Origin of the sequence: Bradyrhizobium sp. STM 3557 (assembly GCF_045571465.1) — a bacterium.
GTDB lineage: Bacteria > Pseudomonadota > Alphaproteobacteria > Rhizobiales > Xanthobacteraceae > Bradyrhizobium.
In genome coordinates, this window is the sequence record NZ_CP120697.1 from 6,615,183 (window position 1) to 6,633,997 (window position 18,815).

The window sequence follows — 18,815 nt, forward strand, 5'->3', positions numbered from 1 at the left end:
ATGAGCAGAAAGCTGATCTTCATCATCATCGCATGCGCTGCCCTGGCCGCCAGCTTGTTCGTATCGGCCCAATTGATGTTTCCGGACGTTGTCCCGGACGCCGTGCGCGAGACGGGCATCGTGTCATGGCACCGCCAGGCCGCGTTCCTGATCACGGCCACTGCCTGGATATCGGCCGAACTCGCGGTCGTCTTTTCGATCGTGCTGGCGGCGTATCTCTGGCGACCTCGCTCGGCCAAAACATCTCGATCACAATGAGAGATCATCGCTGCAGAACGTAGGAGCCCGGCGCGTCCGCCTGCGCTGCCCCGCTCTGTCGAGATCCGCCGGCTGATGGAGGCACCACAGGCGGGCCCGAATGCGCTGCCAGGAAGCGGGTCCACTCGGGCCACCACGATCCCTGCTGCTCCGGCGCTCGCTTGAGCCACTCGTCCGGACCGATATAAGGGTCGTGAGCTTTTCTGGCGAGGGCCCGGTAGCTACGTCCCTCTTCATCGGGCGCAGCAACGATGCCGGCATTATGTCCTCCGCTCGCCAGGACAAAGGTAACATCGGCATCGGCCAGGAAGTGGATCTTGTAGGTCGATTTCCACGGCGCGACGTGATCGCGCGCGGTGCCGACGACAAACATCGGCGCACGCAGGTCGGATAGCGCGACCGGCTTCCCTTCGGCCGTGTAACGGCCTTCCGCAAGATCGTTATTCAAGAACAATTGCCGCAGATAGTCCGACTGCATGCGGTATGGCATGCGCGTGGCGTCCGCGTTCCATGACATGAGATCGCTGAGCGGCTCGCGCGCACCCATCAAATAATCCCGCACCATGCGCGACCAGATCAGATCGTTCGACCTGAGCAACTGGAAGGCGCCTGCCATCTGCGTCGTGTCGAGCACACCGCGTTTCCACATCATGTCCTCGAGAAACGTGACCTGACTCTCATTGATGAACAACGTCAACTCGCCCGCCTCGGTGAAGTCGGTTTGGGCGGCGAGCAGCGTCACCGTGCGAAGGCAATCAGGGCGCACGCGGCTCAATTGTGCGGCTGCGATCGACAGCAATGTGCCGCCGAGACAGTAGCCCGTAGCATGGATCGATCGGCCGGGCACGATTTCATTGATGGCCGCAATAGCGGCGTCGACTCCCAGTCGCCGATAGTCCTCCAGGCCGAGCTCGCGGTCGTCGGATGTCGGATTCTTCCAGGAGATCATGAAGACGGTAAAGCCATTCTCGACCAGGAAGCGCACCATCGAATTGTGCGGCGAGAGATCGAGGATATAGTACTTCATGATCCATGCAGGCACGATAAGGACCGGTTCGGGATGGACCACCGGAGTTGCAGGCGCATATTGAATGAGCTCGATCAGATCATTGCGATAGACGATCTTGCCCTTAGTCACGGCGACGTCCTTGCCGACCACGAAATTGCTTTCGCTGTTCAGCCGCCCCTGGTCGCGAGCGTCGTCAAGTCCTCGAACCAGTTGTGCAGGCCGGAGATGAAATTGCCGCCGCCGCTTTCTATGACGGCGCGCAGAACTTCCGGATTTGTCAGAAAGTTCGATGGCGCCACGGTGTCGAGCAGCTGGCGCAACGTGAAATCGACGACCGCCGAATTGGGGCGTGACAGACCGCTGACATCGGTGCTCGCGGAGTGCAGCCATTGCTCGATTAGCAGGAACCATTGCGCCAGTATGTTGAAGGCGGGTAGCTCCCAATCCGCTTCAACAAAGCGATGGTCCTGGGCCGCCGGCTTGATCAGGCTCCATGGTTCGAAGCCTGGATGCCTCGGCACGCACGCTTCGGCGAATTGAAGCGCATGCGTGAACGCTTCGGCGGCCAGCGCAAGCTGTTTCCCCGGCGCCGCCATGAGGTGAAGCTGCCAGTCAGCGAATGCAAGCGCGACCGCCGCCGGGGACAGGCCGCCAGTCCAGCGCGCCAGGGCAGCATGGAATGACCGGTCGATCACATTGTAGGCGGCAGAATGACCGGGCTCGGGGCGTGCTGGTGCGGGAGGTGGAAGAGGAGACGACGGCTCGTCCAACCGAGGCACGAGCATAGGCACGCGAGGTGTCGATGCGGAAGTCGGCATGGCATTCTCCTCCTGCTCCAGCCGAGTGCGCTGGCTCCGACATTCGCTTCAGTATGGCCGCTGGTTTCAAGCGATTGTCAGAGCGGACAGTAGCGCCCCGCCGCCCCGGACCATTGAGCTGCGTCAAACGGCTGTGCAAGTTTTGGCTTACCGCTGCTGGACCGAGCCACCTCCCCTCACGAGCGACTCCATGGCCGATCTCCGAGCGACTGCCGGTGCCCTGACTGCCGACTTCTGGCGCCGGTCGCCGCAGTCGCTTCTCTCGGCTCTCGATGCCGTCCTGAATGGGTTGTCGAGCACGGAGGCGGAGCGGCGGCTGGGACTGTTTGGACTAAACCGGATGGAGGCTTCCGAGAGCCGCTCGATTTTCCGCAAGCTCCTGCACCGCATTCTCAATCCGCTTGTTGCGATGCTGGTGATCGCCGCGGCCGTCTCCGGCATCAGCGGAGATCTCGGCAGCTTCGTCATCATTGTCACCGTGGTCACGATGTCGTTGACGCTCGACATCGTCCAGGAGCACCGCGCCGAGCTGACAGCCGCGGCCTTGCAGGAGTCGGTTGCCATCGAGGCTGACGCATTGCGGGACGGCAGGCTCGCGGAGGTACGCACGCTGGCGCTCGTGCCTGGCGACATCGTGCGATTGCGCACCGGAGACCTGGTGCCTGCCGATGGAGTCGTGCTCGAAGCCGCCGAATTGCAGGTCAACGAGGCGCTGATGACGGGCGAGCCGTTTCCGGCCCTCAAGAGCGCTGCGCCCTGCTCCGCAACCTCGCCTGCCGAGGCGAGCAACGCCCTGTTCGCCGGCACCAGCGTGGTCGGTGGCAGCGGCACGATGCTGATCGTGACGACCGACGCCCATACACGCTTCGGCGCGATCGCCTCCGCGCTCGCCGCCAACATGCCGCCAACCGCACTGGAAGAGGGCGCCAGGCGGCTGGGCCTGCTGATCCTGCGCCTGACGCTGTTCCTCACCCTCTTCGTTCTGCTGGCCCATCTCGCCGCACACAGGCCGGCGATGGAGTCGTTTCTGTTCGCGGTCGCGCTTGCGGTCGGCCTGACGCCCGAACTGCTGCCGATGGTCATGACGGTCACGCTGGCGCGCGGCGCTCAACGAATGGCGGCGCGTAAGGTCATCGTGAAGCGGTTGTCCGCGATCCACGACCTCGGCGCCATGGACACGCTGTGCGTGGACAAGACGGGCACGCTCACGGAAGCGAAGATCACGCTTGCGGCCCATGTCGATCCGGAAGGGCATCACAGCGAACGCGTTCTCAGCCTGGCCCGTGTCAACAGCACTTTTCAGGCCGGCGTCCGCAGCCCGCTCGATGATGCGATCCTAATGGCCGGACCCGGTCCGGCGAGCGATTGGACCCGCATCGCCGAGGTGCCGTTCGATTTCGAGCGGCGCTGCCTCTCGGTGCTGGTGGCGCACGAAAGCCAAAAATGGCTCATCGTGAAGGGCGCGCCGGAGTCGATCCTGGCTCGCGCTGTCGCCGTCGAGTCCAACGGACGCGCTGATCCGCTCGATCAGGCGTGGCGCGATCGACTCGCCGCGATCCAGGACAGCTATTCACGGCAGGGATTCCGCCTGCTTGCCATTGCCGTCAAATCGATGCCGCCGGCGCAAACGAGCGTCAAGATCGCGGACGAGGCCGAGCTCACGCTGGTCGGCTTCTGTGTCTTCGCCGATCCCCCGAAAACAGATGCCGCGGAGGCGCTGCGCGGCCTGACCTCGCTCGGCGTGAAGACCAAGATCATCTCGGGCGATCACGCCGCCGTGGTCGCGCATATTGCCGGCTCCGTCGGCCTGCCGACATCGCGAATCCTGACCGGCGCAGACATCGAGGAGCTCTCCGACATCGCCTTGGCGGCGCGCGTGAGCGAGGTCGATCTGTTCGCGCGGGTCGATCCGGATCAAAAGCGGCGCATCATCCTGGCGCTGCAGAAGCGCAATCATGTGGTCGGCTGCATGGGGGATGGCGTCAACGACGCACCGGCGCTGCACGCCGCCCATGTCGGCATCTCGGTCACCGGCGCGACCGAGGTGGCGCGCGCTGCAGCCGACATGATCCTGCTGGCGCCCGATCTATCCGTGCTCGCAGCAGGTGTCAGCGAGGGACGGCGAACCTTCGGCAACATTCTCAAATACGTCCGCATGGGAACGAGCTCAAACTTCGGCAACATGCTTTCGATGGCCTTGGCTTCGATCGTGCTTCCCTTCCTGCCGCTATTGCCCCTGCAGATCCTTCTCAACAATCTGCTTTATGATCTTTCAGAGATCGGCATTCCTTTCGACGAAGTCGACACTGAAGATGTCGCCCGTCCGCAAGCCTGGAACATGCACGACATCCTGCGCTTCACGGTCATCATGGGAGCTGTCTCCTCGCTGTTCGACGCCATCACGTTCGCGGTGCTGCTAAAGGCCTTCGACGCGGATGCATCGCACTTCCAGGCCGGATGGTTCATCGAGTCCATCACCACGCAAATCCTTGTGATCTTTCTGATCCGCTCGCGTCGGCTTCCCTGGCGCGCGCGCCCTCCGCACCGCATTCTGGTTACGACGTCGCTCGGTGCGCTGGCGATGAGCGTGTTCATCGCGCTCGGTCCCGTCGCTCCGCTGTTCGGGTTTGCCGCGCTTTCTACCCCGCTGATCGGAACAATCATCGCCATTACGGTGGCCTACCTGGCTGCGGCCGAAATCGCCAAACACGTCGCCCTTTCGCGCTGCCCTTCCCACCGAAGCTAGAGACGGATAGCGGAAGCCGGACGGCTCGATTGACGTGGGTCAAGGCTCTGGCGGCCATTGCGTGGTTTTCTCCGGACCGAGCCTGCACGGAGAGCGATCATGTATAGGAATCTTCTGGTTCATGTTCCGACGGAGCGGCCCGCCCGAGCGGCAATAGACGCCTCGGTATCGCTCGCGCTCTCCTGCGATGCTCACGTCGACGCGGTCGCCGCAGGCTATGAAGAAACCTATTCGGTCTGCCCGGTCGGCATCGATGCAAGCGCAGCCGCCCCGACGATCTACGAAGCCGACCATGAGCTTGCCATGGAACGCGCCAACGTGGCATTGAACGCTTTCTCGGTCGAGGCCAAGGGCGCCGGCATTTCTTTCCGTTGCCGGCCAGTCACGGGCACGTTTGCCGAGGTCGCTTCGATGCTCGGACCGATGGCTCGCGTGCACGGCCTGACCGTCGTGTCGCAGCCCGAGTCGAAGCATGGCACCTTCGACAATCGGATCCCGCAAGAGCTCCTGCTTCGGAGCGGCGGCCCCGTCCTCGTCATCCCCTACACATTTCACGGCGCCTTCTGTGCGGCGCGCGTCGGCATCTGCTGGGACGGCAGCCGGGCCGCGGCGCGGGCATTGCGGGACGCCATGCCGTTCCTCTATCAGGCAGACGCGCTGACGACGATCTCCATGAACGAAAGCGGCACCGTTCCGGAGGAGGCTTCGCAGCAGCGGCTGGGCGATTATCTTGCCCGCGTCGGATTGCCAAGCAAGGCAATCTCTCTCGACGTCGACCGAGCAAATATTCAATCAGCCATTCTGTCGCTCGCTGCCGACGAGGACCTCGATCTGTTGGTGATGGGCGGCTACGGCCATTCGCGCCTGCAGGAAACGATCCTTGGCGGCGTCACCCGCGAGATGTTCCGCAGCATGACGGTGCCGACCCTGATGTCGCACTGACGATGCAACGAGGCAGTCCCATGGCAAACCAGGGCGACGAGTTGTTGGATCGGGCGCGTCGAGCCGACCAGCGCGAATCGAGCAATGTGGTCGCGCTGCGACAAGAAAATCTGCCCGTGCCGATCGCGGCGCCGCCAAAGAGCGCCGCGCGGAGGACTTGGCGCGTTGCCATTCCACTCGCCCTTGTCCTGCTGGCGGGCGCCGGCGGCGGATATGGCTGGTGGAAGTGGGCACATCCACCCTTGCCGCTTGGCATCAGCTTCGGCAACGGTCGCGTCGAGACGGACGAGATAGATATTGCCGCCAAATATGCGGGGCGTGTCTCGGAACTGCTCGCCGATATCGGCGACATGGTCGTGCACGGGCAGATCGTCGCCCGGATCGACACGCGCGACCTGCAGGAGTCGCTCGCAAAGTCGGAGGCGCAAGGCCGGCAGGCCCAACATGCGGTCGACGAAGCCAAGGCGAACCTCGCACAGCAACAGGCGCAGAAGCTTCTTGCTCAGCAGGAGATGGACCGCAGCAACAGCCTGCTGAAGAATGGTTGGACGACGCAAGAGATCGCAGATCAACGAAAGCAGGCGCTCGACGCGGCCAGCGCCGGCCTGAACGCCGCGCAGGAACGCATCTCGCAGGCTCTGCACGCGCTTGACGCGGCCGAGCATGATGCGGGCTTCTATCGGGTGCAGATCGCCGACAACACGCTGGTCGCGCCGAAAATGGGGCGCATCCAGTATAGGCTCACGAACGTCGGCGAGGTGCTGCCGGCCGGCGGCAAGGTCTTCACCATGCTGGACTTCAGCTACGTCTACATGGATGTCTATCTGCCGACGCAGGAAGCCGGCAAGGTGCAGGTCGGCGCGGATGCGCGCATCGTGCTTGACGCCTATCCCGGTCATCCGATCCCGGCCAAGGTCGCTTTCATCGCAAGCCAATCCCAGTTCACGCCGAAAACGGTCGAGACTCGGACCGAGCGCGACAAGCTGATGTTCAGGATCAGGGTCCGCATCGACGAAGAGCGGCTGCGTGCACATAGCGACGCCATCCGAAGCGGATTGCCGGGCCTGACCTATATCCGCTGGGACCCGACGGCGGCTTGGCCAAAAGACCTGCAAGGTTCGCCATGAGCGAAGATGCGCATGCGGCCGCGATCGTCACCGGTGTCACGCAGTGCTACGGCAAGGTAACCGCCCTCGACCATGTGTCGGTCGAATTTCCCTCCGGCTGCCTGGTCGGGCTGATCGGTCCCGACGGCGTCGGCAAGTCCTCTCTGCTTGCGATCCTGGCGGGCGCACGCGCCGTCCAGCAGGGACAGGCGAGCGTGCTGAACGTGGACATTTCGGACGCCGGCGCCCGCGCCTCGATCTGCCCGCGGATTGCTTACATGCCGCAGGGGCTGGGCAAGAATCTCTACCCGGACCTCAGCGTTCGCGAGAACATCGAGTTCTTCGCCAGGCTGTTCGGCCAGTCGCGCAAGGAGCGGGACTGGCGGATCGAGGAGCTCCTGGAGAGCACGGCGCTTGCGGAATTTGCCAACCGGCCAGCCAGAAAGCTGTCCGGCGGCATGCGCCAGAAACTCGGTCTCTGCTGCTCACTGATCCACGATCCTGACCTGCTGATCCTGGACGAGCCGACCACTGGCGTCGATCCGCTGTCGCGTCGGCAGTTCTGGGATCTGATCGATCGCCTGCGATCGCGCAGCGCGTCGGCAATGAGCGTATTCGTCGCCACCGCCTATATGGAGGAAGCGGAACGCTTTGACTGGCTGATTGCCATGAATGCAGGCCGCGTGCTCGCTGCCGGTTCGCCCACGGACCTGAAGCGCCAGACCGGCACATCCTCGATCGAGGCCGCGTTCGTTGCACTGCTGCCCGAGCAGCAGCGCATGCGGCAGCAGCCGACGCCGGCGCGGCCCGAAATCAGCGAGGAGAGCAAGACTGTCATCGTCGCCAAAAACCTGACCTGCCGGTTCGGCGATTTCGTTGCGGTCGACCGCGTCAGCTTTGCGATCACACGGGGCGAGATCTTCGGGTTCGTCGGCTCGAACGGATCGGGCAAGACCACCACCATGAAAATGCTGACCGGCCTGTTGCCGCCGACCGAGGGCGAAGCGCTGATCTTCGGAGAGAGCCTGCAGGCCGGAAATCTCGCTTCACGGCGTCGCGTCGGCTACATGTCGCAATCCTTCTCGCTCTACGGCGAGCTCACTGTTCGACAGAACCTCTCGCTGCACGCCAAGCTGTTTCGGTTGCCGTCCGCTGTCGCCGAACATCAGATTGCGGAGCTGATCGACAAATGCGATCTCGCCGATCACCTGGACAGCCTCGCGTCTTCGCTGCCGCTCGGCATCCGGCAGCGGCTGTCACTCGCGGTCGCCATCGTCCACAAACCCGATCTTCTGATCCTGGACGAGCCCACGTCGGGCGTCGATCCACTCGCACGCGACCAGTTCTGGCAGCTCCTGATCGACCTGTCGCGCGATCAGGAGATGACGATCTTCGTCTCCACGCATTTCATGAACGAGGCGGCGCGTTGCGATCGCCTGTCGCTGATGCATGAAGGGCATGTGCTCGCCACCGATACGCCGGAGCGACTGATCCAGGCGAAGTCCGCAGGCAGCCTGGAAGAGGCATTCATCTGCTTCCTCGAGGAAGCATCCGCCACGAGGACCTCAACCGACGCAGCTGCACCGGACCGCCGCAATATTCCGGCGCGCTCGAACAATCGCGATCATCCGCTGTTCAGCTTTCGCCGGCTCTTCGCCTACACTGTTCGCGAGAGCCTCGAACTCGTCCGCGATCCGCTCCGCATCATGTTCGCGCTGTTCGGCACCGCGTTCCTGATGGTGGTGTTCGGCCTCGGCATCTCCACGGACGTCAACAATCTGAGCTTTGCGGCGCTCGACCGCGACCAGACGCCTGAAAGCCGTGCCTATCTGGAGGAGCTCAGGGGTTCGCCCTACTTCGTCGAAAGACCTGCTCTCGCCGGCTATGCCGATCTCGATCGGCGCATGAAAAACAGGGACATCCAGGCCAGCATCGAAATCCCGCCCGGGTTCGGCATCGATATCAAGAGAGGGCGGCCGGCCTGGGTATCGGCGTGGATTGACGGTGCCATGCCGTTCCGGGCCGAGACGATCCGCGGCTATCTCCAGGGCATGCATCAGGCCTACCTGGCCGACCCGGCGGTGAGGACGACAAAGTCCATGGCTTCGAGCCCCGCCAACATCGAGGTTCGCTTTAAATACAACCAGAGTTTTGACAGCATCTACGCTATGGTGCCGTCGACGCTCGCGATGATGCTTGCATTGTTTCCGGCGATCCTGATGGCACTGGCGGTGGTGCGCGAGAAAGAACTTGGCTCGATCACGAACCTGTACGTGACGCCGGTCACGCGGCTGGAATTTCTGCTCGGCAAGCCGGCCTCGGAATTTTCCGGCATGAGGGTGCCCGTATCGTCCCTGTCGGGCTCGGCGCAGATCATGGGCCTGTGCTTTCCGATGACTTACTACCGGCCGATCAGCGTCGGCGCCTTCACCAAGGGGCTCGGTTTCGCCGACCTCGACAGGAGCATGCTGGCGCTTGCGGTGTTCATTCCGGTGCTGACGCTGGCGAGCCTGGCCTGCCTGCGCAGGCAGGAGCGTTGAGATCGATGCGTTCGCTATCCAACATCTTCTGGCTCGGAACCAAGGAGCTGCGCAGCTTCTTCAGCGATTTCGTGCTGCTCGGCTTCGTGATCTACTCGTTCTCGCTCACCGTGATCAGCCAGGCGCATAGCAACTCACAGGAGCTCTATCACGCCTCGATCGCGATCGTGGACGAGGATCATTCGGAGCTCTCGCGTCGGATCACGCATGCGTTTCTGCTGCCCTATTTCAAGCCGCCGGTGCTGATCTCGCAGGCCGAGATCGAGCCGCTGATGAACAACGGCAGCTACACGTTCGTCATCGACATCCCCCCGAATTTCGAACAGGACATCCTGACCGGCCGCCAGGCAGGACTGCAGGTCAATGTCGATGCGACAGCCATGGTCCAGGCCGGCCTGGGCTCCGGCTATGCCCAGCAGATCATCGATACCGAGATCTCCAGCTTCCTGTCGAAGGCAGAGGGCACGCCGCTGTCCCCGGTGAATCTCGCGGTTCGCGTCGCGTTCAACCCAAATGTCACGACATCCTGGTTCGCGAGCGTCATGGGCATCATCAACAATGTCACAATGCTCGCGATCATCCTGGCCGGCGCGGCGCTGGTGCGGGAGCGAGAGCACGGCACCCATGGAGCATCTCCTGGCGATGCCGCTCAGCCCGTTCGAGATCGCCATGTCGAAGATCTGGGCGAACGGGTTTGTCATTGCGGTCGCAACCGGCCTGTCGCTCTATGTCGTGGTCCGCGCGCTGCTTGGCATTCCGATCAGTGGATCGATCCCGCTCTTCCTGTTCGGCACTGTGCTGTACCTGTTCTTCGCAACCTCGATCGGCCTCTTCCTCGGAACGGTCGCGCGCTCAATGCCGCAACTCGGGCTGATCTATATGCCGGTCGCCTTGCCGATGAACCTGCTGTCGGGGAGCGCGACTCCGCTGGAGAGCATGCCGCCCTTTCTTGCCACTGCGATGCAGGCCTCTCCGTCCACGCATTTCGTCTCGTTTGCGCAATCGATCCTCTATCGCGGCGCCGGAATGGACGTGGTCTGGCCGCAGTTCCTCGCGGTAGCCGGCATCGGCGCGCTTTTCCTGGTGCTGTCGCTGCTGCGCTTCCGAGCCGCAGTGACATCGAATTCGAATTGAGATGGGAGAGTAAAATGTCCAACGCTATTCGCGTGGCAGTGCTATCCGTTCTGGTCGGCCTCGCCAGTGTCAATCCGCTGGCCGCGGCCAATCCCGAACAAGGCAAACGGCTGGCTCTGCTCTACTGCGCAAAATGTCACGCAACCGACAAGGTGAGCCCGAGCCCGCTCCGCATCGCACCGCCATTCCGCACCCTGCACGAGCGCTATCCCGTAGGGATGCTGCAGGAATCGCTCGCCGAAGGGATCGTCACCGGCCACCCCACCATGCCGGAATTCCGCTTCGATGCCGATCAGGTCGCTGACTTCATCGCTTTCCTGAAGACGCTGGAATGAGAGCTCGGCGCCGTTGAGGCAGGTCAAGGCGCAATGCCCCCCGACGCGCTATCCTTGATTTCGCAAACTTGGAGGCTTCCCATGCGCGCCCACCAGATCATGACGAAGAACGTCATCAGCGTGACCCCACACACGTCCATCGAGGACGCCGCCAGGATCATGCTCCTGAACAAGATCAGCGGCCTGCCTGTCGTAGAGGACAACGGCACGCTGGTCGGCATGGTCTCGCAAAGTGATTTCCTGCGCCGCAGTGAAATCGGAACCGGACGCAAGCGACCGGCCTGGCTGCAATTCTTGGTCGGACCTGGCCGCGCCGCGGCGGATTTCATTCGCGAGCGGGGACGCAAGATCGAGGACGTCATGACGGCAGGCCCGATCACGGTCGTGGAGGAAACGCCGCTCGAAGAGCTGGTCGGGCTGATGGAGAAACACGACATCAAGCGCCTGCCCGTTATGAACGGGAAGGCTCTGGTCGGCATCGTGACCCGGACCAACCTGCTGCAGGCTGTCGCCAGCATGGCGCGCGAAATCCCCGATCCGACGGCGGATGACGACCACATCCGCGATCGGATCCTGCGGCAGGTCAACGCGACTGACTGGCGGCCGATTGGATTTGAGGTCACCGTGCGCAGTGGCCTGGTTCACCTGCACGGGATCATTACCACCGACGAGTCGCGCCAGGCCGCCATCGTCGCCGCGGAGAACACCGCCGGCGTCACCGAGGTGCATGATCACCTGTGCCTGGTCGATAGCTACTCCGGCTTCTATTTCGACTCGCCTGAAGACATGAAGGCGGCCAGTTGAGCAGATCGGGAGAATGCTCCGTGGCCTGGCTCGTCCGGCTCTTCTCCATCATTGCAGCGCCGATCGCGGCGCTGCTGGTTGCGCGTGACAGCTTGAACTTCGATATCGTGCAAACCTTTGTCGCTATTCTTCTGATGATTGCGCTGCTCGGCTTTGGGGCGGTCTGCACCACCCAGCGGCGGCGAAGCCATCGTCCGTAGCAGCCGGCCTTCGATCCAAGTGCGGCTGCAAGCTCCGCCGGATAGCTGGCCTACCCGACCGGGATGCCAATGTGGTCCCTCCTTCCACGCCGCATCGGGGATCGAAAAATGACTGATCAGCAGACGTGTCGGACCTGCCGCACCGTTCTTTTCATCTGTCCGCGAACCGGACACACGGTCCAGGGCTTTCTCGCCGAGGAATCGTTCGACACGACCGAGGCGGACCGCTACGCACCGATCTCCTGCATCGCCTGCTCGGAAACGCACTTCGTCAATCTGGCCACCGGCGCTTTGCTGGGCGCGGACGCGAAGCCGCGATAGGCGCTCGCACCGACTTTGGCCGGGCGGGCTTGATCTTCCTCAAGGCCGGCATCGGGCAGATCGGGCAAACCGGTCGGGCCGCAAAAAAAGGGGAGATGATGAAATGCCCGTCTCAACCATGCGCGTCATTGCCGCGATCGTTGGCATGTTTTCGATCTTCGCCGTCGCCCTGGCGTGGGCCGATCGGCAGACCCAGGATTCCGCCACACCCGCTGCGGCGAAGGCGCGTGAATAATCCGGGCGTTCCACCGCTTGACAGCCGCAATGCAAACCGGTCGCGCTCGGCGGCAGGCGATCGCCGAGCGCTGGGGCAGCAGCCCGCCGCGCTCCCGATTTAGGTGGAGCGGTCCAGCTGGCCGTAGCTGCTCAATCCCAGCGCGCGATAAAGTGGACAGTGCAGCACGATTGCCGTCACGAGCAGATAAGCCGCGGCGAGGATCGAGAGCACGTCGACCGGAATCGAGATGCCGTCCTGTGCGGCGAGAGCAATCAATGCCAAGCCGAGAATCGCGCGAATGGTTTGATCGATAATTCCGATGTTGCGGCGCATGATGCGATCTCCCCGATGAGCCGCATCAAATCTGCTCCTGCTTGGTCCACCCTGCATTGATCCTGCTCAACGGCAATGGACCGGCTGCCGTAGGATTAGCAAAATCTAAGGCTTCGTCGATGGTGCAAAGACCTGATTGCCGAAGGGGGAGCCTGCAGGCACTTTTATTTCAATGAAATCTCGTCCCATGTCGCGGTGGCACGCGTTGCAGCCAGCCGTGAGTGCATTGAAGGCATTGACGAAGCCGGCCTGATCTTTCGATTGAACGGCTTTCTCGATCGATCGAATTGGCTCGGCCATCGTTGCGATATCGCCTACAGGGATGCCCGAATAAAGCGCCGCCGCCTCGACGAGGTTTGCCTTGATCTGGGCCAGTTCATACGCCGCAAGGGCCCAATTATGATCCTTTGCTGCGAACCACAGTTTGATATGCCGCCATTGCTTTGCCATCATGATCTCTCCGAGACGGGGACGATTTTCGCCCTGCGACATTCGTTGCTGCGAAGATTGGGCCACAGCAAGCGCTAGCGGCACCAATCCAGCAAAGGCAGCCGCCACAAGCACGCGCATCTTCATGTTTTTATCTCCCGTCCGAAGCAACGGGTACGCGGCTCCGCCGGCTCGATGACCTTTCGCTCCTCAGCGCCTCACGAACGTCATCATCTTCCAAAGCGTTCCGAAACCAGCGCGCTGCGTCGACTCTGCCGGCACGCCCCTGAGGCGTCTTTGCGCCGGCTGCCTGGGCCTCTGCCCCAACGGATTTATTCGTTTGTTCGACCATGACGTCACCCATCTGAGCATGCACGCGAGGTTGAGTAATACCGCCGGCCACGCACGCGCGCCTTGAGCGAGGTCAAGCTTTGATCAGGTGGACCGCATCGGTCGACGCGATCGCCGGCCGAGCGGGGCCGGCCGGGACCATCTCACCGCCCCGGCAATACCCCGCCTCCTCACGCGGCGCTCGCAGCACTGAGATGATGAAGCGTCGGCCGCAGCCCGCGCTTGGTGACCTCGAGGATCGCCAAGGTGATTGGCAGCTTGAAGCGGCGTGGCCCGGCGCTTCCCGGATTGAGATAGAGCACGCCCTGCTCGGTCTTGATTCCAGCGCGATGGGAGTGGCCCGAAATGACCACGTCAATGCCGGCAGATGCGGGATCGAGCTGCAGCTGCTGAAGATCGTGCAGGATGTAGATCTTGTGGCCGCCGAGCGTCACCGTCGTGGTCTCGGGATAAGCCTCAGCCCACGGTCCCGTATCGACATTGCCCCTGATCGCAGTCACCGGCGCGATCCGGCAAAGCCTCGCAATGATCTCCGGCTTGCCGATATCGCCGGCGTGAAGAATGTGCGCAACGCCGGCGAGCCGCTGTTCGGCTTCCGGGCGCAAGAGGCCGTGGGTGTCCGAGATGACGCCGATTTTCATCTGCAGCCGAAGATCACCGCCCCGCGCCATGCGCCTCCAGGCTTCGACTATACCGCGACATCGCGAAGCAGAAGGCGAAATAGATCATCGCCACGAAGATATAGACCTCGACCGAGAACTGCTGCCAGGCCGGATCGATGATCGCGGTCTTGGCCGTGGTCAGCAGGTCGAAAATGCCGATGATCAGGACAAGGCTGGTGTCCTTAAAGAACGCGATGAAAGTGTTGACCAGCGGCGGAATCACATGGCGGATCGCCTGCGGCAGGATGGTCAGCCGGTTCTTGCGCCAATAGGACAGGCCGAGCGCATCAGCGGCTTCATGCTGCCCGCGCGGCACTGCTTGGAGCCCACCGCGGATCACCTCCGCAAGATAGGCGCCGGCGAACAGGATGATTGCGATCTGCGCCCGCAACAGCTTGTCGATGTTGAAGCCGCCCGGCATGAACAGCGGAAACATCACGCTTGCCATGAACAAGAGGCTGACCAGCGGCACGCCGCGGATCAGCTCGACATAGAGCACGCAGAGCGAGCGGATCGCCGGCAGCTTCGAGCGCCGGCCGAGCGCGACGACGATCCCCAGCGGAAAGCCGAAGGAAAGACCAAAGGTCGCGAGGATCAATGTCACCGGCAATCCGCCCCAGCGGTCCTGCGAGACGAAGCTGAGCCCGAACACGCCGCCCCACATCAGCACGCTGATCAAGGCCAGCGCGCCGATCCAGACATAGACCAGCTCACGCCGCCACCAGGAGCGGCGGGTGGAAAGATAGAACAGCGCGATGAACAGCAGCACCGAAAGCGCAGGCCGCCACTGCTCATCGAATGGATAGGTGCCGAACAGGATGAAGCGATATTTCTCAGGGATCACGGCCCAGCAGGCGCCGAGGCCGCGCACGGCTTTGCACGCGCTGGAATCGTTGCCATGGGTGATCCAGATCGCATTCGCGATGCCCCATTGCAGGAAGCCGATCAGGGCCTTCGCAAGTACCGCCAGCAGCACCAGCGTGATGATCGCGTTCGGGATCGACGAGAACAGATTGGCGCGTATCCATCGCAGCGCGGGCGGGCCCGATCGCGGGCGCCTTGCTGCGCGCGGTGAGTCCGGAACGTCCGTGACAACAGTCATGATCAGCGCTCCGATAGCGCGATGCGCGCGTTGTACCAGTTCATGAAGAAGCTGATGCTCAGACTGATCACCAGGAACACCGCCATGATGAGCGCGATCGCCTCGATCGCCTGCCCGGTCTGGTTCAGCGTGGTATTGGCGACCGACACCACGTCCTGGTAGCCGATCGCGACCGCGAGCGAGGAGTTCTTGGTCAGATTGAGATACTGGCTCGTCATCGGCGGCACGATCACGCGCAGCGCCTGCGGCAAGACGATCTGCCGCAAGGTGAAGCTGCGGCGCAGGCCGAGCGCGTTGGCGGCATCCCATTGGCCGCGCGATACGGATTGGATGCCGCTGCGCACGATCTCCGCGATGAAGGCCGAGGTGTAGGTCACGAGCGCAATCAGCAGCGCGAAATATTCCGGCGCGAGCGTCAGCCCGCCCGTGAAGTTGAAGCCATGCAGTTCCGGCCAGTCGATGGTCCACGGCACGCCCAGCAGCCATGATACCAGCGCCGGCAGCACGAGGATGAAGCCGACCGCAAATGGCCATATCCGTCGCGGCCTGCCGTCGCGCATCTGCCGCGCGATCAGCTCCCGCCGGATGAAGTGGGATAGCACAGCGCCGAGCACGGCTGTGCCGAGCACCCAAAGCTGCGGCCCTCCGAGCGGGATCGACGGCAGGATCAGGCCGCGATTGGAGAGAAACACGCCGTCGACCGGTCTTAGGGCTACCCGCGCGGCCGGCAGCGCCTGCATCAGCACGTACCAGAACAACAATTGCAGCAGCAGCGGGATATCGCGCAGCACCTCGACATAGACGGCAGCGAGTCGCGATAACAGCCAGTTGGCGGAGAGCCTGGAGATGCCGACCAGCGTGCCAAGTATGGTCGCGAGCACGATGCCGATCACCGCGACGCGCAGCGTGTTGGCAATTCCGACCACGAACGCCCAGAGATAGGTGTCCCTTGGACTATAGGCGATCAGGCTGTCGGCGATCGGCATGCCGGCCTCGCGCCCGAGAAAGGCAAAGCCGGTGGTGATGCGGCGAGCCGACAGATTGGCGACGGTGTTGGACCAGAGGAAGGCGACGACGCCGACCACGATGGCGACCACAAGCATCTGCCAGAACAAGCCGTGCAGTTCGCGGCGTCCCCAGGCGGCAAAGAAACGGCGACGCGGGCGCGGTCTGGGGCGATCGGTCGTCACAGCACAAAATCCTTCGCAAATGCAGCGATGTCCGGCTGATTACATCAAGTGTTGCACCAAATATCAATGCGTGCAACAACTGTTTCATGACCCAGATCGCGAGACCCTCGCCCTTGAACGAGCTGTGCAGCGCATTGCCATCGCTGCCGCAGCGCCTGCAGCAGGTCGGCCGATTTGTCGCCGCCAACGACTACGACGCCACCACCCGTTCGATGCGCGATCTCGCCGCCGAAGCCGGGGCCGATCCGGCCGCGTTCACGCGGCTTGCAAAGGCGATCGGCTATTCCGGCTGGGATGAGTTGCGTGCGGCGCTGACAGAGGCGCGACGACCGTCGCAGACCTCACCCTTCTCCGGCCGCGCGAAAGGCCGCCGCCATGGTCCAAACGCCGACGTCATGCTCGTCACTGACAAGCTCGAGGCAGAGGCTGCCGGCCTTCCGCGCATCTCAGCGCAGACGATCGCGGATGCGGCCCGCACGCTGCACGCGGCCAAGCGGATCTGGATCGCCGGCTATCGCAGTTGTCGCAGCGTCGCGGAGCTGCTCAATTACGAGCTGCGGCTGTTCCGTCCCGACCAGGTGCAGATCGTCGGCGCGTCCGGGCCTGACGATCTCGATCTCGGCGCCTTCCGATCGGGCGAGGCTGTCATCGTTATCGGCTTCCTGCCCTATACGCATGCAAGCGTCCGAATCGCGCAGGCCGCCTATCACGCCGGCGCGACGTTGATCGCGATCACTGACGTCGTCACCGCGCCGATGGCCGAAGGTGCCGACCACACGCTGCTGTTCGAGGCCGCCGCCTCGCCCGGCTTCTTCCCCAGCCTCACCGGCGCGATCGCGATCGCGCAGTCGCTGGCCGCGGTGACGTTCTCGCTCGGCGGCGCGGCTGCGAAGAAGCGTCTCCAGGATACCGAGGCGAGACTGGCCGCGGCTGCCACCTATGTCCCCGAGAAAGGTTGAGCCATGACCGCTCGCACCAGCCGAGTCCTGCACCGTTCCCTGCGCGAGACGCCGCCCAAGGCGATCGGCGGCGATGGCATCTATCTCATCGCCGAAGACGGGCGGCGCGTGATCGATGCCTCCGGCGGCGCGGCGGTCTCCTGCCTTGGTCATCAGCATCCGCGCGTGATCGCGGCGATCGCGAAACAGACCTCTCAGCTGGCTTACGCACATACGGCCTTCTTCTCGTCCGAACCTGCGGAGGCGCTCGCGGAGGTGCTGGTCGGCCACGAGCCGGGCGGCCTCGCCTACGCCTATTTCGTCAGCGGCGGATCGGAGGCGGTCGAAGCCAGCATCAAGCTGGCCCGGCAATATTTCATCGAGCGCGGCGAGCCGCAGCGGCAGCATTTCATCGCGCGCCGGCAGAGCTATCACGGCAATACGCTCGGCGCGCTCGCTGCGGGCGGCAACGCCTGGCGGCGCGCACCCTATGCTCCGCTGCTGTCATCCGCGTTCAGTCATGTCAGCCCGGCCTTTACCTATCATGAGAAGCATGAGAGCGAGACGGATGCGCAGTTCGTGGCGCGGCTCGCAGCCGAGCTCGAGGCCGAGTTTCAGCGGCTTGGCCCCGACACTGTCGCAGCATTCCTTGCCGAGCCTGTCGTCGGCGCCACCGCAGGCGCGGTGACCGCGCCCGAGGGTTACTTCAAGGCGGTGCGCGCGATCTGCGACCGCCATGGCGCACTGCTCATCCTCGATGAGGTCATGAGCGGCATGGGCCGCACCGGCACCACGCATGCGTGGGAGCAGGAGGGCGTCGCGCCCGACATCCAGGCGATCGCAAAAGGCCTTGGAGGCGGCTATCAGCCGATCGGCGCGATGCTCGCAAGCAAGCGGATCATCGACACCATCCGCGCAGGCTCCGGCGCGTTCCAGCACGGCCACACTTATCTTGCGCATCCGCTCGCCTGCGCGGCCGCGCTCGCGGTGCAGGACGTCATCCGCGAGGACGGACTGCTCGCGCAGGTCAGGGAACGTGGCCGTCAGCTCGAGCAACGCCTCACGGAGCGTTTCGGCAATCACCGCCATGTCGGGGACATTCGCGGCCGCGGCCTGTTCTGGGCGATCGAGCTCGTCGCCGATCGCGCGGCGCGCACCCCGTTCGATCCGGCCCTCAAGCTGCACCAGAAGATCAAGGCGGAGGCTCTTGCCAGCGGGCTCGGCTGCTATCCCGGCGGCGGCACCGTGGATGGCGTCCGGGGCGATCACGTGCTGCTCGCGCCGCCCTACATCACGTCGGCGCAGGAGATCGACCTGATCGTCGACAAGCTCGGCGCGGCCGTCGACAACGTGCTGGACAACATCAATCACTGAGGGGAG

Annotated in this window: 17 protein-coding genes and 2 pseudogenes; 13 read left to right on the forward strand and 6 right to left on the reverse strand. The window is 63.4% G+C overall.

Features of this window, described 5'->3' with window-relative positions; translation table 11 throughout:
* Positions 1–258: a hypothetical protein gene (locus P6U24_RS30585; RefSeq protein WP_407156144.1), complete on the forward strand. Its 258-nt coding sequence runs from the start codon at positions 1–3 to the stop codon at positions 256–258.
* A gap of 4 nt (positions 259–262) precedes the next feature.
* Here the strand turns inward: P6U24_RS30585 and P6U24_RS30590 are convergent.
* Positions 263–2,052: pseudogene (locus tag P6U24_RS30590) on the reverse strand (PHA/PHB synthase family protein).
* A 223-nt stretch (positions 2,053–2,275) separates the two neighbouring features.
* On the opposite strand from P6U24_RS30590, the gene mgtA reads away from it, so the two are divergent.
* From mgtA to P6U24_RS30640, 10 genes and pseudogenes are all read left to right on the forward strand, one after another.
* Positions 2,276–4,831 carry a magnesium-translocating P-type ATPase gene (gene mgtA, locus P6U24_RS30595; protein ID WP_407156145.1) on the forward strand — a complete coding sequence of 852 codons (2,556 nt, stop codon included), beginning with the start codon at positions 2,276–2,278 and terminating at the stop codon, positions 4,829–4,831.
* Between the two features lie 99 nt (positions 4,832–4,930).
* Positions 4,931–5,773, forward strand: coding sequence for a universal stress protein (locus P6U24_RS30600; RefSeq protein ID WP_407156146.1), 843 nt, complete (start codon positions 4,931–4,933; stop codon positions 5,771–5,773).
* A gap of 20 nt (positions 5,774–5,793) precedes the next feature.
* Complete coding sequence (locus tag P6U24_RS30605) at positions 5,794–6,900, forward strand: HlyD family secretion protein (protein WP_407156147.1); 1,107 nt, start codon at positions 5,794–5,796, stop codon at positions 6,898–6,900.
* The gene (gene rbbA, locus P6U24_RS30610) at positions 6,897–9,419 is read left to right on the forward strand and encodes a ribosome-associated ATPase/putative transporter RbbA (protein ID WP_407156148.1); all 2,523 of its coding nucleotides are present in this window, start codon (positions 6,897–6,899) and stop codon (positions 9,417–9,419) included. The genes P6U24_RS30605 and rbbA overlap by 4 nt, the downstream gene beginning before the upstream one ends.
* Before the next feature lie 5 nt (positions 9,420–9,424).
* Positions 9,425–10,553: pseudogene (locus P6U24_RS30615) on the forward strand (ABC transporter permease).
* Positions 10,554–10,567: 14 nt separating this feature from the next.
* A complete protein-coding gene (locus P6U24_RS30620; RefSeq protein WP_407156149.1) occupies positions 10,568–10,888 on the forward strand; it encodes a c-type cytochrome in 321 nt (106 codons plus the stop codon).
* 81 nt (positions 10,889–10,969) lie between these two features.
* Positions 10,970–11,692, forward strand: coding sequence for a CBS domain-containing protein (locus P6U24_RS30625; protein ID WP_407160649.1), 723 nt, complete (start codon positions 10,970–10,972; stop codon positions 11,690–11,692).
* Positions 11,693–11,712: 20 nt separating this feature from the next.
* Entirely contained in the window at positions 11,713–11,892 is a 180-nt protein-coding gene (locus P6U24_RS30630) for a hypothetical protein (RefSeq protein ID WP_407156150.1), read from the forward strand.
* Positions 11,893–12,000: 108 nt separating this feature from the next.
* On the forward strand, positions 12,001–12,213 hold the full coding sequence (locus P6U24_RS30635) for a hypothetical protein (protein WP_407156151.1): 213 nt from the start codon (positions 12,001–12,003) through the stop codon (positions 12,211–12,213).
* A 103-nt stretch (positions 12,214–12,316) separates the two neighbouring features.
* Positions 12,317–12,448 (forward strand): hypothetical protein, encoded by a 132-nt coding sequence (locus tag P6U24_RS30640; protein WP_407156152.1) that lies wholly within the window; start codon positions 12,317–12,319, stop codon positions 12,446–12,448.
* Positions 12,449–12,547: 99 nt separating this feature from the next.
* Here P6U24_RS30640 and P6U24_RS30645 read toward each other — a convergent pair whose 3' ends face one another.
* The 5 genes from P6U24_RS30645 to P6U24_RS30665 all read right to left on the reverse strand — a co-directional run bounded on the left by P6U24_RS30645 (position 12,548) and on the right by P6U24_RS30665 (position 16,497).
* A complete protein-coding gene (locus P6U24_RS30645) occupies positions 12,548–12,763 on the reverse strand; it encodes a DUF2892 domain-containing protein (protein WP_407156153.1) in 216 nt (71 codons plus the stop codon).
* A gap of 105 nt (positions 12,764–12,868) precedes the next feature.
* A complete protein-coding gene (locus tag P6U24_RS30650; protein WP_407156154.1) occupies positions 12,869–13,339 on the reverse strand; it encodes a hypothetical protein in 471 nt (156 codons plus the stop codon).
* Between the two features lie 374 nt (positions 13,340–13,713).
* Positions 13,714–14,214, reverse strand: coding sequence for a metallophosphoesterase family protein (locus tag P6U24_RS30655; protein ID WP_407156155.1), 501 nt, complete (start codon positions 14,212–14,214; stop codon positions 13,714–13,716).
* Complete coding sequence (locus tag P6U24_RS30660; protein ID WP_407156156.1) at positions 14,198–15,307, reverse strand: amino acid ABC transporter permease; 1,110 nt, start codon at positions 15,305–15,307, stop codon at positions 14,198–14,200. The genes P6U24_RS30655 and P6U24_RS30660 overlap by 17 nt, the downstream gene beginning before the upstream one ends.
* 2 nt (positions 15,308–15,309) lie before the next feature.
* Positions 15,310–16,497, reverse strand: a complete 1,188-nt coding sequence (locus P6U24_RS30665; protein WP_407156157.1) for an amino acid ABC transporter permease — start codon at positions 16,495–16,497, stop codon at positions 15,310–15,312.
* 86 nt (positions 16,498–16,583) lie between these two features.
* Here P6U24_RS30665 and P6U24_RS30670 point away from each other — a divergent pair, with 86 nt between their 5' ends.
* Both P6U24_RS30670 and P6U24_RS30675 read left to right on the forward strand, forming a co-directional pair.
* Complete coding sequence (locus P6U24_RS30670; RefSeq protein WP_407156158.1) at positions 16,584–17,456, forward strand: MurR/RpiR family transcriptional regulator; 873 nt, start codon at positions 16,584–16,586, stop codon at positions 17,454–17,456.
* A gap of 3 nt (positions 17,457–17,459) precedes the next feature.
* Positions 17,460–18,809, forward strand: coding sequence for an aspartate aminotransferase family protein (locus tag P6U24_RS30675; RefSeq protein ID WP_407156159.1), 1,350 nt, complete (start codon positions 17,460–17,462; stop codon positions 18,807–18,809).
* Positions 18,810–18,815: the final 6 nt, after the last annotated feature.